12 protein-coding genes are annotated in these 14,261 nt (G+C 46.9%); 1 reads left to right on the top strand and 11 read right to left on the bottom strand.

Going from position 1 to position 14,261, the window contains the following annotated elements:
* Positions 1 to 27: 27 nt before the first annotated feature.
* The 9 genes from NYE38_RS07185 to NYE38_RS07145 all read right to left on the bottom strand — a co-directional run bounded on the left by NYE38_RS07185 (position 28) and on the right by NYE38_RS07145 (position 10,797).
* A complete protein-coding gene (locus NYE38_RS07185) occupies positions 28 to 894 on the bottom strand; it encodes an NAD(P)-dependent oxidoreductase (RefSeq protein WP_003154640.1) in 867 nt (288 codons plus the stop codon).
* A gap of 80 nt (positions 895 to 974) precedes the next feature.
* Positions 975 to 2,942: a methyl-accepting chemotaxis protein gene (locus NYE38_RS07180; protein ID WP_063636805.1), complete on the bottom strand. Its 1,968-nt coding sequence runs from the start codon at positions 2,940 to 2,942 to the stop codon at positions 975 to 977.
* Positions 2,943 to 3,068: 126 nt separating this feature from the next.
* Positions 3,069 to 4,097 carry a spore photoproduct lyase gene (gene splB, locus NYE38_RS07175; protein ID WP_017417669.1) on the bottom strand — a complete coding sequence of 343 codons (1,029 nt, stop codon included), beginning with the start codon at positions 4,095 to 4,097 and terminating at the stop codon, positions 3,069 to 3,071.
* An 84-nt stretch (positions 4,098 to 4,181) separates the two neighbouring features.
* Positions 4,182 to 4,421: a transcriptional regulator SplA domain-containing protein gene (locus tag NYE38_RS07170; RefSeq protein ID WP_003154646.1), complete on the bottom strand. Its 240-nt coding sequence runs from the start codon at positions 4,419 to 4,421 to the stop codon at positions 4,182 to 4,184.
* 87 nt (positions 4,422 to 4,508) lie between these two features.
* Positions 4,509 to 6,224, bottom strand: a complete 1,716-nt coding sequence (ptsP, locus tag NYE38_RS07165) for a phosphoenolpyruvate--protein phosphotransferase (protein ID WP_017417668.1) — start codon at positions 6,222 to 6,224, stop codon at positions 4,509 to 4,511.
* Positions 6,224 to 6,490 (bottom strand): phosphocarrier protein HPr, encoded by a 267-nt coding sequence (locus NYE38_RS07160; protein WP_003154654.1) that lies wholly within the window; start codon positions 6,488 to 6,490, stop codon positions 6,224 to 6,226. The genes ptsP and NYE38_RS07160 overlap by 1 nt, the downstream gene beginning before the upstream one ends.
* Positions 6,491 to 6,586: 96 nt before the next feature.
* Positions 6,587 to 8,683, bottom strand: a complete 2,097-nt coding sequence (ptsG, locus tag NYE38_RS07155) for a glucose-specific PTS transporter subunit IIBC (RefSeq protein WP_007409599.1) — start codon at positions 8,681 to 8,683, stop codon at positions 6,587 to 6,589.
* Positions 8,684 to 8,914: 231 nt separating this feature from the next.
* A complete protein-coding gene (gene glcT, locus NYE38_RS07150) occupies positions 8,915 to 9,781 on the bottom strand; it encodes a ptsGHI operon transcription antiterminator GlcT (protein ID WP_012117426.1) in 867 nt (288 codons plus the stop codon).
* Positions 9,782 to 9,831: 50 nt separating this feature from the next.
* A complete protein-coding gene (locus tag NYE38_RS07145; protein WP_017417667.1) occupies positions 9,832 to 10,797 on the bottom strand; it encodes a LacI family DNA-binding transcriptional regulator in 966 nt (321 codons plus the stop codon).
* A gap of 99 nt (positions 10,798 to 10,896) precedes the next feature.
* Here NYE38_RS07145 and NYE38_RS07140 point away from each other — a divergent pair, with 99 nt between their 5' ends.
* The gene (locus NYE38_RS07140) at positions 10,897 to 11,022 is read left to right on the top strand and encodes a hypothetical protein (RefSeq protein ID WP_017417666.1); all 126 of its coding nucleotides are present in this window, start codon (positions 10,897 to 10,899) and stop codon (positions 11,020 to 11,022) included.
* 57 nt (positions 11,023 to 11,079) lie between these two features.
* On the opposite strand, the gene NYE38_RS07135 is transcribed toward NYE38_RS07140, so the two are convergent.
* Together NYE38_RS07135 and NYE38_RS07130 are read right to left on the bottom strand one after the other, a co-directional pair.
* Positions 11,080 to 12,174: a Xaa-Pro peptidase family protein gene (locus NYE38_RS07135; RefSeq protein ID WP_017417665.1), complete on the bottom strand. Its 1,095-nt coding sequence runs from the start codon at positions 12,172 to 12,174 to the stop codon at positions 11,080 to 11,082.
* Positions 12,175 to 12,287: 113 nt separating this feature from the next.
* Complete coding sequence (locus NYE38_RS07130; RefSeq protein WP_017417664.1) at positions 12,288 to 14,201, bottom strand: heavy metal translocating P-type ATPase; 1,914 nt, start codon at positions 14,199 to 14,201, stop codon at positions 12,288 to 12,290.
* Between the last annotated feature and the right edge of the window lie 60 nt (positions 14,202 to 14,261).

Genomic DNA, 14,261 nt, shown 5'->3' with positions numbered 1-14,261 from the left:
AAAGATTGCCCCTGCGGGCAATCTTTTTTATTTCACCCAAAGCTTATAAATGCTTTGAGTTCCGCTGTTTTCTTCACCTTGCGCGGAAAGCTTGTCGTATAATGATTTGGCGAGCGCCAATCCGGGCATCTCTTCTCCCATGAGCTCCGCTTCTTCAAGAGCAATTCCCATGTCTTTAATAAAGTGTTTCACGTAGAATCCTGGTGCAAAATCGCCTTTCAGCATACGGGGGGCGAGATTTGACAATGACCAGCTGCCAGCCGCTCCGGTTGTAATGCTTTTCAGCACTTGTTCCGGGTTCAGACCGGATTTTTCAGCGTAAGCCATCGCTTCAGCCACTCCGACCATTCCCGCTGCAATCGCGATCTGATTGCACATTTTCGTATGCTGGCCGCTGCCAGCCGGCCCTTGATACTGAATGTTTTCCCCCATAACGGAGAAAAGCGGCAGGCATGCTTCAAACGCTTCTTTTTCTCCTCCGGCCATAATGGCAAGCGTTCCGTTCCTCGCGCCGATGTCTCCGCCGGAAACGGGTGCATCCAGGGCGTGAATGGACTTTTCTTTGGCTTTCTCCGCTATTTTCTTCGCCAGAGATGGTTTTGATGTCGTCATATCAATGACAAACGCCCCTTCTTTTGCGTGCCGGAGAATGCCGTTTTCGCCGAGATAGATTTCCTCGACATCACTCGGATAGCCGACCATGGTAATAATGATGTCAGCTTTCTCTGAAAGGTCTTTGACCGTCTCCTGCCAGACCGCTCCCTTATTCAGAATCTCTTCCGCTTTTTGTTTCGTCCGCGTGTAGACTAAAACAGGATAGCCCGCTTCTAAAATGTGCGATGCCATACTGTTTCCCATGACGCCTAAACCGATAAATCCGACCGTTTTGTTCACTGCGCTTTCCTCCCCTGATGCGATTCATATATCACTCTTTCATGTCTATATTACCATATTATAGGCTGATAGAGTCCGCGTTACAAGGTGAATTTAGAAATGGCGCTGATCAGATCTTCGCTTGCGCTCTTTAACATATCAGTCGATTGCTTCACTTTTTCAAGCGTAACGAGCTGTTCATCAGTAGAAGCATTCACTTCTTCCGCGGCTGCCGCTGATTCTTGAGAAATGGCGGAGATGCTTTGAATCGCTTCTTGAATCGCGGCTTGTTCTTCACTCATTTTTTGAATGTCATTGTAAATATGATCTATACCTTGAACGAGAGACTGCATTTCCGTCGTGATCAGATTGAGAACCTCACCCGTTTCATGAATGGCGCTGTTTTGTTCATCATTCATTCTGCTCGCCTCAATCATCGCGTGTGACGCTTCTTTTGTCTCAGATTGAATCAGACGGACCGTCTCACTGATATGGCCGGAAGAAAGAGCTGATTGTTCAGCAAGCTTGCGGACTTCTTCAGCGACGACGGCAAAGCCCCGTCCGCTTTCTCCCGCTCTTGCGGCTTCTATGCTCGCATTCAGCGCCAAGAGATTCGTCTGGTCTGAAATAGCGGATATTGCCGTCACGACTTCTTCTATGTTTTTCGTTTGTTCTTCCAGGTCATTCAGCATTGCCTCTACTTTTTTCGTTTCTGAATTGGCTTCGTTTGACTTCATCAGCAGCTGCCCGAGCGCGTCCAGTCCTTTGTAGCTGGCATCCTCTGAAGACTTTGAGAGTTGTTTTATGCTGCCTGCGCGATCTGCGATTCCTTTTATTTTGACTGAGAGATTTTCCGATTTTTCGTTGATCGTCTCAACCTCTGACGCTTGCTCTGTCGCTCCGGCGGCGACTTCCTCTATCGCTTTTGCGATTTGTCCGCTCGTTTCATTTGTCTCCTGTGAGATGACGGTTAGCTGGTCAGATGTATCAGACACATTTTCTGAGGAGGCCTTGACCTGTTCGACCATCTCTTTCATATTTTCAACCATTTGGTTAAAGTCTTTTGTTAACTCGCCTACTTCATCTTTTGATTTCGTCTGAGCGCGGACGGTTAAATCTCCCGCTGAGACTGAATTTGTTTTTGCGATCAGCTGCTGAATCGGCCCGGTTATCGTTTTTGCTAGGAAATAGCTGAGTCCGATCGTAATCACAAGGGCGATCAGTGACATAAAAATGCTCACCGTGTTCATTTTGTCGGCTACTCCCATCAGCTGATCTTTTTCAAACTGCGTTCCGACTTTCCACCCTGTTTCTTTTACCGTTTGGTAGACGACCATGTTCCCCTGCAGCTCTTTGATGCCTTCTTTGTCCGTAGTGATGTCTTTTAACGTCTGATCTTCCGAAATATTTTTCCCCTGTTTTTCCGGATGCGCCAGCAGAGAACCGTTTTCATCCGCCAAAAACGCAAATCCTTTATATGGAACCTTTTGCTCGTTGACCATGCTCTGAATGGAGGACAGCTTCAGATCTAAGCTCGCCACTCCGACGACGGTTCCGCTGTTTTGAATGGCTTTTGACGCCGTCACAATCATGTCTCCCGTCACTGCATCTTTATAAGGGTCAGTCCAGACAACTTTATCGGGTTTTTCGGCCGCCATCTTATACCACGTTCGATTTGTCGGATCATAGTCTTTGGCAAAATCGGCCTTTGGATATGTAAACATTTGTTTGTTTGCGGTTCCGACATACGCAAGCGCGACATATTTGTCATTCTGTCCGATCTGTTTTAACTCATCGTTAAAAAGCCGCGCGGTTTCTTTCTTCCCATCTGATAGAAAAGACCGGGACAATTCACCGCCTGCTAATCTCATTAATACGGTCTCATCATTTTTCAGCTGAAGCTCAATGTTCTGACCGAGTGAATTGGTGACATTCTCTGTCGTACGTTTTGCTTCCTCCGTCATCATCGGCTTTAATGTCAAATATGAAGAAACCGTTAAAAAAGCAACCGTTACAATAAGCATTGCCGAGACAAACACAGCAATTTTGATATGCATTTTTTTAAACATAACCATCCCCTCCTGAGAGTTATATCGGTCTTTCGGCCAAGAAAATGAATAAACCTTGAAATAAATATCAAAAATTTCCGCCATTTGGCGCAGCAAAAAAAGAGCCGTCATGCCGACAGCTCCGCCTTACGTAAAATATTCGATTTTCGCTTTCGGGAAATAGGTTTCGATATAAGACTCCAGTGTTTCCCTTAAAGCATGCTCTTCGTCTTTTTGGTATATATACTTGCCGATTCCGTAGCGTCCCCATTTGTATCTGCGCTTTTCTTCATCAAGCTCAAGCTTTGTTTTCGGATAGTTCTTCTCAATCACCCGTTTGGCCGGTTTTGTAAAACGGTGCTGGATCAGTTCAAATGTGATGTCATGCCGAACGCCTTCATCAAGCGCCGCGTCAAGTTTCTCAAACAGTTCCTTATAGCCTTCCTCCCAGCCATCGTGAATATAAATCGGCGCCACGATGAAACCGAGCGGATAGCCCGCTTTAGCGACTTTGACGGCGGCTTCTATCCGTTTGTCGAGCGGAGAAGTTCCCGGTTCAAAGTTTTTAATGACATAGTCCGCATTGATGCTGAATCTGAACCTAGTCTTTCCGTTATGTTTTGCATCAAGCAAATGATCGACGTGGTGAAATTTAGTCACGAATCTGAGCTGTCCCAATTCGCTTTGTCCGAAATGTTCAATGGCTCTTTTTAATGTATGTGTCAGATGATCGATTCCTACGATATCAGACGTACAAGAGGCTTCAAATCTTGTAAATTCCGGCGCCCGTTCTTTCATATACTCATCAGCCTGATCCAGAATCTCTTCCACATTGACATATGTCCGGATGTAAGGCTTTGACCCCATCGTCGTCTGCAGGTAGCAATAGTGGCAATGCCCCATACAGCCCGTCGCAAATGGAATGGCATATTCGGCGGACGGCTTTGAAGAATCGAATTTCAGTGTTTTCCGGACGCCGATTACCAATGTTGATTTCGCGTTCCGGTATTGCTGCAAGTGATTTTTTCCCGGAATATTCCGGACTTGATTATGCGATGTCGTTTCTCTGATCTCAAGCCCCATGTTTTCAAACTTATTTTTCAGCTCTTGTCCTAACGGGTATTCGAGCGCTCTCGGTTCTATATAAACAAGCTGGGGAACAAACGGCTTCAGCATAGACAGACACTCCCTTTACATATTCTCATGTTGTTACTTTCCGTCCAAAAGAGAGTGAATATGCGTTGTAAACATTTCCTTTGATCAATGATACCGGTCTTCTTCAAAAAGCTCGCTGTAAAGCGCTTCCGCTTCCTCATATGTCGAAAAGACCGCGTCATCTTCGGCCAGCGGATGATAGGTTTCGTATAAAAACAGAGAAAGTTCTCCCTCATGATACGGGTGATGGACGATCTCCGCCTCTTTAATATGGGCAACATTGGCGGCATGCGGATTGCGGTAAATCACATAGACCGTATCCCCCGCTGCAAATGATTTTGTCATAATAATCCCTCCTGTTGAAAGTTATTGTTCCCCCCTTTTTTCCGAATATGAAAAAAACCAGACGGCTTACACCGTCTGGCTTTTGTATTACTTATTGAATGTTTCTTTAACGAATGCGACAACCTCTTCTGTCGTGCTCATAGACAAGATTGTTTCTTTGAATGATTCAGCTTCTTTTTTAGAAAGCTTGCTGATCTGCGTTCTTGCCGGAAGGATGGATGTAGCGCTCATTGAGAACTCATCTAAGCCTAAGCCGAGAAGAATCGGAATCGCAATTTCGTCTCCCGCCATTTCTCCGCACATGCCGACCCATTTGCCCTCTTTGTGAGCAGCTTCAATAACAAGGGTGACCAGACGAAGGATCGCCGGATTGTATGGCTGATACAGATAAGCTACGCGCTCGTTCATGCGGTCAGCAGCCATCGTGTATTGGATCAAGTCATTTGTTCCGATACTGAAGAAGTCAACTTCTGTGGCAAACTGATCTGCGATAACGGCTGTAGACGGAATCTCTACCATCATACCGACTTCAATATCGTCAGAAACCGCTACGCCGGCTTCAACGAGTTTTTCTTTTTCTTCGAGAAGAATCGCTTTCGCCTGTTTAAACTCGTTTACTGTCGCAATCATCGGGAACATGATTTTTAAGTTTCCGTATGTACTTGCACGAAGCAGCGCACGAAGCTGAGTTCTGAAGATTTCTTGCTCTTCAAGGCAAAGGCGGATGGCTCTGTAGCCTAAGAACGGGTTCATTTCTTTAGGGAGCTGCAGGTATGGAAGCTCTTTGTCGCCGCCGATATCCAATGTCCGCACGACAACTGATTTTCCTTCCATACGCTCAAGAACCGTTTTATAAGCGTCAAACTGCTCCTCTTCCGTCGGAAGCTGGTCGCGTCCCATGTAAAGGAATTCCGTACGGTAAAGCCCTACAGCTTCTCCTCCGTTTTCAAGAACGCCTTTTACATCATCCGGGGTGCCGATGTTTGCGGCAAGCTCTACATGATGGCCGTCTTTAGAAACAGTCGGTTCATTGACGAGCTTCGCCCACTCAGCTTTTTGCGCCAGGTAAGCACTGTGCTTTTCTTCATATTTCTTTAACGTTTCACTGGAAGGATCGATGATCACATCACCATCGATGCCGTCTACGATTACCGTAACACCGTTTTCAATTGTCCCTGTAGCCGCTTTTGTGCCGACAACAGCCGGAATTTCAAGCGAACGGGCCATGATCGCGGAGTGTGAAGTGCGTCCGCCGATATCAGTTGTAAAACCTTTTACAAACTGGCGGTTTAATTGCGCCGTATCAGACGGTGTCAAATCTTCAGCCACGATAACAACCTCTTCTGAGATCATGCTCGGGTTCGGAATTTCCACGCCCAGCAGGTGCCCCGTCACACGTTTTGTTACGTCACGGATATCCGCCGCACGCTCTTTCATGTACTCGTTATCCATTGATTCAAACATAGTAACGAACATGGAAGCTGTTTCTTTCAGAGCGAATTCAGCATTGACTGAATCTGTGCTGATTTTCTCCTTTACCGGGTTCAACAGCTCAGGATCACTCAGAACTAAAAGGTGCGCGGAGAAAATGTCAGCTTTGTCTTGTCCCAGTTCTTTTAAAGCATGCTCTTTAATTTTTTCAAGCTCTTCTTTAGAACGTACAATCGCTTCATCAAAACGGCTTACTTCAGCCGCAGCATCAGCAATGTTTTTCTTTTCAACCGTTAAGTCCGGCTCTTCAAGCCGGTATGCTTTCGCAATCGCAATTCCGGCTGAAGCGCCTATTCCTTTTAATTCTTGCATTACTCGCCGAGTCCTTCGCTTTTCATTGTTTCTTCTAAAGCGTTAAGAGCATCGTTTTCGTCAGCGCCTGAAGCGGAAATTGTGATTTCAGCGCCTTTAGCGATACCTAGAGACATAACGCCCATGATTGACTTAAGGTTTACTGTTTTGCCGTTATATTCTAAGTTTACGTCAGCATCGTATTTGCTTGCAGTCTGTACAAGAACTGTCGCAGGACGAGCGTGGATTCCGGAATCTGCTGTTACTTTAAATGTTTTTTGTGCCATGATTATCATTCTCCTTTAAATTAAAGCTATTTTACTACACAATATTATATCATACAGCCGTACTTGTCATCTGACAAGCACGGCGTATTTATATGCTTATTTTCCGATTTTCACAATATCTTTTTGTTCCCGTTTTACGGTACCTTCGGCCGAAAGGGAAATCGCTTCACCCTCGGCAAGATTTGTAAAGACAATCGGTGTCATTAATGAAGGAACATGAGGTTTAACCGCTTCAAGATCAACTTCAAGCAGTTTTTGCCCCGGTTCAACCCGGTCACCCTCAGAAACAAAAGAAGTGAATCCTTCACCTTTCAGGCTGACTGTGTCGATTCCGAAATGAATCAGGATCTCTCTTCCGCCGTCAGACTGAAGGCCGATCGCATGTTTTGTCGGGAAAACATTCAGCACTTTTCCGCGGACAGGCGATACGACGATTCCTTCTTCAGGAAGAATCGCAAAACCGTCACCCATCATTTTTCCTGAGAACACCTGGTCAGGCACATCAGTAATCGGATGGATTTCGCCGGTGATCGGAGAAGCGAACACTTCTTCACCCTGCTCGTTTCGGAGCGGATCTGCGATAACCTCTTCAACCTGCTGGCTGACTTCTTCTTGCGCGGATACTTTCGGTTCAGGGCGCGGCGTGCGTCCGGCAATAATATCCTGCATCTGTGTTTTTAAACCGTCAGAACGCGGGCCGAAAATGGCCTGAATGTTGTTTCCGACTTCAAGAACGCCTGAGGCGCCAAGCTGTTTCAGACGGGCCTTATCCACTTTCTTCTGGTCGTTGACCGTAACGCGGAGTCTCGTGATACAAGCGTCAAGGTGCTTAATGTTTTCCTGATCACCCATTGCCTGCAGGATTTCATAAGGAAGGTCGCCGGCTTCGCCTGAGGCGCCCGCACCTTCATCCGCAGCCTCTTCTTCACGGCCCGGCGTTTTCAGATTGAACTTTCTGATCGCAAACCGGAAACCGAAGTAGTAAATGACGGCTAATCCTAAGCCGACCGGAATGACAAGCCACCAAGCCGTCCGGTTAGGCAGAATTCCGAACAGGAAGTAGTCAATCAGACCGCCTGAGAAGGTCATACCGATTTTTACATGCAGCAGCTGCATGACCATAAAGGAAAGCCCCGCGAATACGCAGTGAATCGCAAACAGGATAGGAGCCACAAACAAGAATGAGAATTCAAGCGGCTCGGTAATTCCCGTTAAGAAACTTGTCAGAGCGGCAGAACCCATGATTCCGGCTACAAGTTTTTTCTTTTCAGGCTTCGCTTCATGATAGATTGCAAGCGCTGCCGCCGGAAGACCGAACATCATAAACGGATATTTCCCCGTCATAAATGTTCCCGCCGTCAGCTGCACGCCGTCTTTGATCTGAGCCATGAAAATCCGCTGATCTCCGCGGATGATGTCTCCGGCGGCATCTTTATAGCTGAAAAATTCATACCAGAACGGCGAGTAGAAAATGTGATGAAGACCGAACGGAATCAATGACCGCTCAATCATCCCGAAAATAAAGGCCGCCAAGGTTGGATTCGCTTCCACAAGACCCGTGGAGAAGGAATTCAGACCGTGCTGGATCGGAGGCCAGATCACTAACATAATAAGACCGAGAATTAATGCGGAAATTGATGTGATAATCGGGACGAACCGCTTACCCGCAAAGAATCCGAGGTACTGCGGAAGTTCAATTTTATAAAACTTGTTGAACAATAACGCGGCCAGAACCCCGACGATAATACCGCCGAACACGCCCGTCGCCAAAGTGGGTATCCCCAGCATGTTAATATAGGCCGGATGGTTTTCCGCAAAAAACTTTGCCCGTTCAATTTTGTCAGACGGAATACTGCCGTTTGCCATAAGCACGGCGCTCATGGATACGTTCATGACCAAGTATCCGATAATAGCCGCGATTCCGGCAACACCGTCTCCGTTGGCAAGACCGATCGCAACCCCTACTGCAAAAAGAAGCGGCAGGTTGTCAAATACGATTTGGCCGGCGCTTTCCATGACGTTCGCCACAAGCTGAACGTTATCATTGCTTAAGAAATGCATGACTTGAATCATATCTTTGTTCTGCATGGCATTCCCTAACGCAAGCAAGATCCCTGCAGCCGGTAAAATCGCAACCGGAAGCATAAGAGCACGGCCGATTTTCTGGAGAACGCCGAATAATGCTTTAAACATAAAAGATGTACCTCCTCTGTTAGCTAGTGTGACCTTACAGCGAAAATTCATGACAACGAATTCACTGGCGCAAGTCTTCAGTTTAACCGTTTACATTTGCCCTTTTACACAACAAAAAAGGCATGAGTAAAAAGGGTGTGCAAAATAACGGGATCGTTCTTCCCGTTTTTTTACCCTCAATCACTCATGCCTGATCGAATCAGTGACACGTTTTTAAGGTTTCAACTGAAATTATGAAATTTTATTGGTTAATCGGTACAAATGAAGCGTGAGATAAACCGCTTCCGCCTCATGAACTGGTTTTTTCAGTATTTGCTGCAAGATTTTTATCAGTTTCCAAGCAGTATTGTAGCATAGCGGGTATTCATTTTTCAATAATAACATTAACTTTTCTGGTTCTTTTGTCTGCTCTTCCCGATTAATCCTGTCTATGGTAAATCTGATATGCCGGATCAGCCGCAAATAGTGGACGCTTTCTTTATTCACTTTCATCTGGAAAGATTCCTCAATCACCTGAACGAGGCGGGACATCAGCTGTGAATGCTGATTGACCTCTGAAAGGGGCCGATTCGTCAGGGCGGAATGGATATGCAGAGCGATAAAGCCGATCTCTCCTTCCGGAAGGCAGATTCCCGTCTTTTCATTAATCATGCCGACGACTTCACGGGCAATTTGAAATTCTTCCGGATAAAGCGTTTCGGTTTCCATGAGAAACGGGTTTTTAATGTCAAAACCCTGCTGCAGCCGCTTTACCGCAAAGGCGATATGGTCAGTCAGCGCAATATGGATATGCTCATTTAACGGTTGGCTTGTCCGCTTCTTGATATGATAAATGACGTCATTGGAGATGTCGACAAGTGTCTCGTCCACATAACCGAGGAGCTTTTTAAATTGTTTTTGTTCTTTTTCATCCTTTAAGATGAACATCTTGTCATACCCTTTATCTTCAATGACATCCGCTTGTTTTTTTCCAAAGCCGATCCCTTTTCCGATTAAGACGACCTCACTGTATCTATCATGTGTTGCGATGAGCACATTGTTATTTAATACCTTTTCAACTGTAAAGGACCCCTTCATGATCCTCAGCTCCTTTGTCATTCAATACCTCATATCGTACAAAACGAACGGAAAGCGCGTCAATTCTTTTTTTAGACGGTTGATCGTTCAATAAGGCGGTAATCAAGAACTTTCCTTGCCGGAGGCCCGCCGCTGATCCTGTTCTCAAGCATGTGAAAAGCCTGCTTTCCCATTTCTTTTGTTTGTATATCTATTGTGGAAATACCTAACATCTTGCTGATATCATGATTGTCGATGCTCAAAATCGCAAGCTCTTCCGGGATGCGTATCCCGTTTGCCTTAGCTTCAAGGTAAAGACCTGCGGATACTTGATCATTCGCTGCAAACAGCGCAGTCGGTTTGTCATCCCAGCTCTTCCATCTATGAAAAAGGGCTTTCCCGTCAAGCAGCGTCAGCGCCTTTTCCACAACCAGCTCTTCCCTGTAAGGCTGCCCGATCTTCTTCAGCGCCTCTTTGTATGCGGCAATGCGTACTTGACTGTTTTTTCCCTTTTTTCTGGCCAGGCTGATCGCTATTTTCCGGTGTCCCTTTTCTATCAGATAATCCAGACCGTGCCGAAATGCTTCCCGATGCGGATTACTGATGGAGGAAAGCCCCGCCGCATCAGTGTACTGGCAGAGGATGAGCGGTTCTTTCACGGTAAGCAGATGCTCATCAGGAATTGCTTTGGAGCAGATAATCAGGCCGTCCACTTGGCGCTCCTGTAATTGTGATAAAGCAAAACGTTCTTTTTGCTCCTGATAATCTGTCTGGTATAAAGAAAGATGCACGCCTGACGCTTCGGCAGCCTCGGCAATACCTGCAACAAGGTCTGCAAAATACGGCAGATTCACCGACGGAAGCACCACGCCGATCATATCGGAAAAACCTTTGGATAAATGCACAGCATGAATGTTGCGCGTATATCCGAGCGATTGCATCGCTTTTTTCACTCTTTCTCTTTTGTCCTTACTTACATAAGGATGATCGTTTAACACTCTTGATACCGTGGTAACGGAAACCCCGGCAGCGCCGGCAATGTCTCTGATCGTAGCCATGGCGTCCCCCCTTTCTTTTTTTCCCTTGATCTGGAATGCGTTTCATACAGTAAGCTAGAAACAGATACAGCCTATTCGTTTGAAAGGAGAAGAACAGCGATGGGGATTCTTTGCTTAATCGGTTTGTGTCTGGCCATAATCGGCGGCAGTTACCTTGCCATGCGGCCCCTGAATGAAAAGCATGACATCAAACCATTTCAGCATTTTGATGATTTTTTCATTTAAAAGGTGATAAAAAAGGACGCTGCGTTCCAGAACCGTCCTTTTTTATCACAAAGCTTTCTATTTCAGAATCGTTAATTCTTTCGGATACTGCGTTAATGCTTCGGCGCCGTCTTTTGTGACGAACACATCGTCTTCAATGCGCACGCCGCCGACATCCGGCACGTAAATCCCCGGTTCTATCGTGTAGACCATGCCTTCTTTGAGGAGTGTGTTGTTCGCGCTGCTCATTGATGGATATTCGTGAACCGAAATCCCGAGTCCGTGGCCGAGGCGGTGCGGGAAATAGTCTCCGTATCCTGCTTTTTCAATAATGCCGCGGGCTTTTAAATCAAGATCGCCGATTCTGACGCCGGGTTTGCTTAATTGAAGCGCCGCCTGTTCAGCTTTAAGCACCGTTTCGTAAATCTCTTCCTGTTTCGGGCTGATTGATTGGTATGCGAATGTTCTCGTAATGTCTGAACAGTAGCCGTCAAGAATAACACCCAGATCAAACAGAACGAAATCGCCTTTTTTCAACCGGTCTGCACCCGGATTTCCATGGGGCTGGCCTGATTTTTCCCCGAACAGCACCATCGTTGAAAATGACATGCCCTGCACGCCTTTTTTCTTCAGCTCAAACTCAATCTGCGCGAGTACTTCGGTTTCACTCACACCCTCTTTAAGCGCCGCGACACCGACTTCAACTCCGTAATCCGCGAGTTTTGCCGCTTCCCTGAGAATGCTGATTTCCTTCTCATCTTTTACGAGACGGAATTGGTTGAGCGTTTCTTCTGCCGAAACAAATGCCGCGCCCCCTGAAGCTTGTTTGAGCTGTTCTGAGCGGGAAAGAGAGATCGAATCCTTTTCAACCGCGATGGAATCAAGCCGCACATTTCGTTTTGTGAGCTCGGCTTTGATCAGCTCCCACGGGTCTTCGTGATCGCCGTAGCCGATAATACCATGCTCCCACCCGGCGCTTCGGGCTTGTCCGGCTTCCATTCCCGGGCAAACGAAAAACGGCTCCTGTTCCTGAAACAGGAACAATCCCATTAACCGCTCATGCGGATCCGTGTAAAAATCAGTTAAATAAAATACGTTTTCCTTTGTATGTATAAACGCCGCATCATGTCCTTCTTTTTTCAGCCAAGATGAAACACGTTCTAATCTGTTCATTTTTTGCTTTTCCTCCTTACCAAAGTGACTCTTTATTCATTCTATCAGTTTTCCGGCGTTTATGCTGTGAACGAACATTAAAAAAACAGCCGCCCGATGTGCGGCTGTCATGTTTATTTTAATAATCTCAGTCCGTTCAGTATGACCAGAATCGTGCTCCCCTCATGCCCGATCACGCCAAACGGCAGTTCCATCACCTGCAGAAAGTTAGCGCAGATCAAAAGGCAGATGACCGAGAGCGAGAAAACAATATTCTGCTTAATAATCCGGTTCATTTTCCTTGAGAGTCTGCACATTTTCACAAGCTTGTGAAGATCATTTTTCATAAGGACTAAGTCAGCCGTTTCAAGAGCCACGTCCGTTCCCCCGCCCATCGCAATACCGACGTCAGCGGTTTTCAGAGCGGGCGCGTCATTAATGCCGTCCCCCACCATGGCGATTGTGCCGTACGTTTCTTTCAGCTTCTTCACTTCTTTTGCCTTTTGGTCCGGCAGACAATCGGCAACAACCGTCGTCATGCCCGCCTCTTTTGCAATGGCAGCCGCAGTTTCAGACTGATCGCCGGTGAGCATGGCTGTTTGAATGCCCAGTGATTCAAGCTCAGCCATCACGGCTTTCGCTTCAGGTCGGATTTGATCCTTTAAGGCAAAGCAGCCCGCAATCCGGTCATCTTTCTTGACAAAGACCAGTGTAAAGCCTTTATCCTTTAATTCTTTTCCCGATGTCTGCAAAAAAGCATCTGCCGCATCTTCACCTGCAAATCCCGCTTTTCCGACCATCCATTTGACGCCTTCTATTTCAGCCTGAACACCGAATCCGGACGTCTCGTCAATCGATAGATGTCCTGCGGGCGCGGCGCCCCGGCTTTCGGCAAATTCAGCTATCGCTTTTGCAAGCGGGTGGCTTGATTGCTTTTCTATCCCATACACCGCCTGCATGATCTCATCTTCACTCACATTTTCCGCAGCTTGAAATGCCGCGACTGCCGGCTGTCCCTTAGTGACCGTGCCGGTTTTGTCAAAAGCGATCATCCGTACGCTTCCCAGCTGCTCTAAAAACACACTTCCTTTAACCAATAATCCGTTGCGGGCCCCATTTGAGATAAGGGAAAGCGCAGCGGGCATAATAGAAGCGACAAGCGCGCACGGGGAGGCGACCACCATAAACACCATCGCCCGGTAAAAGGTTTCACTCCAGCTCCAGCCTAAAGCGAAATGAGGAACGAATAAAAGCAAAGCCACGGCTAACAGCACGCCTTTGACATAGACACTTTCGAACCGCTCAATAAATGCCTGAGCCGGTGACACGCTGTTTTGGGCTGATTCCACCAGCCGGATGATTTTTCTGAATAAAGACTGTTCATTTGTTTTCGTCACACGGACCGTTAAGGAGCCGTTTCCGTTTACCGTTCCTGTAAACACAGAATCTCCGGCTGTTTTTTCCGCCGGCATCGCTTCACCCGTAAGCGCCGATTCATCGAGGCTCGTCACGCCAGACTCAATGATCCCGTCTGCCGCTACGCGTTCGCCCGGCTTAATGACGATCATGTCACCGATCTTAAGTTCAGCAGCCGGCACCCGCTTTTCCCGTCCGTCCGCAAGCAGAGTCGCTTCCTCCGGTTCCAGTTTCATCAAAGAGGTTAAATCACGGCTGCTTTTATTCATCGTGTATGTTTCGAGCGCGCCGCTTAACGAAAAAATAAAAATAAGAACAGCGCCTTCCGCCCAATAACCGATCAGGGCGGAGCCGACAGCCGCAAAAATCATCAGCAGTTCCACATTTAACGCCTTCGTCTCAATGGTATCCTCAATTCCCTCTTTCGCTTTTGCAAATCCCCCGATCAGGAAGGCAAGGATATACAAAGTGACGGACAGGCCTTTTGTTTCGGTAAAAAACCAGGCCGCAAGAATAAGGACGCCGGATACGAGCGCCGCAATGAGTTCTGCATGCTGGAGCCACTTTTTTCCGGCCCGCTCTTCTTGTATGTGCTGTTGTGAATGGGTTTGTGTCATCACTTGTTCATTCATTATGAATTCTCCTCTCTAATTGAGAACGCAAATCATCTTCAATTCCCCGATAAAAGCAAA

This window comes from Bacillus sp. EU63, assembly GCF_038592915.1.
Classification (GTDB): domain Bacteria; phylum Bacillota; class Bacilli; order Bacillales; family Bacillaceae; genus Bacillus; species Bacillus velezensis.
Note: the sequence above shows the minus strand (reverse complement) of the source record. Positions and strands in the feature narration are given on the sequence as shown.

Excerpts from the sequence above, each read along its gene's own strand:
- NYE38_RS07140 (WP_017417666.1), top strand. The coding sequence starts at position 10,897 with ATGGGGATTCTTTGCTTAATCGGTTTGTGTCTGGCCATAATCGGCGGC.
- NYE38_RS07180 (WP_063636805.1), bottom strand. The coding sequence starts at position 2,942 with ATGTTTAAAAAAATGCATATCAAAATTGCTGTGTTTGTCTCGGCAATG.
- NYE38_RS07130 (WP_017417664.1), bottom strand. The coding sequence starts at position 14,201 with ATGAATGAACAAGTGATGACACAAACCCATTCACAACAGCACATACAA.
- NYE38_RS07135 (WP_017417665.1), bottom strand. The coding sequence starts at position 12,174 with ATGAACAGATTAGAACGTGTTTCATCTTGGCTGAAAAAAGAAGGACAT.
- ptsG (WP_007409599.1), bottom strand. The coding sequence starts at position 8,683 with ATGTTTAAAGCATTATTCGGCGTTCTCCAGAAAATCGGCCGTGCTCTT.
- NYE38_RS07170 (WP_003154646.1), bottom strand. The coding sequence starts at position 4,421 with ATGACAAAATCATTTGCAGCGGGGGATACGGTCTATGTGATTTACCGC.
- NYE38_RS07145 (WP_017417667.1), bottom strand. The coding sequence starts at position 10,797 with ATGGCTACGATCAGAGACATTGCCGGCGCTGCCGGGGTTTCCGTTACC.
- glcT (WP_012117426.1), bottom strand. The coding sequence starts at position 9,781 with ATGACAAAGGAGCTGAGGATCATGAAGGGGTCCTTTACAGTTGAAAAG.
- splB (WP_017417669.1), bottom strand. The coding sequence starts at position 4,097 with ATGCTGAAGCCGTTTGTTCCCCAGCTTGTTTATATAGAACCGAGAGCG.
- NYE38_RS07160 (WP_003154654.1), bottom strand. The coding sequence starts at position 6,490 with ATGGCACAAAAAACATTTAAAGTAACAGCAGATTCCGGAATCCACGCT.
- ptsP (WP_017417668.1), bottom strand. The coding sequence starts at position 6,224 with ATGCAAGAATTAAAAGGAATAGGCGCTTCAGCCGGAATTGCGATTGCG.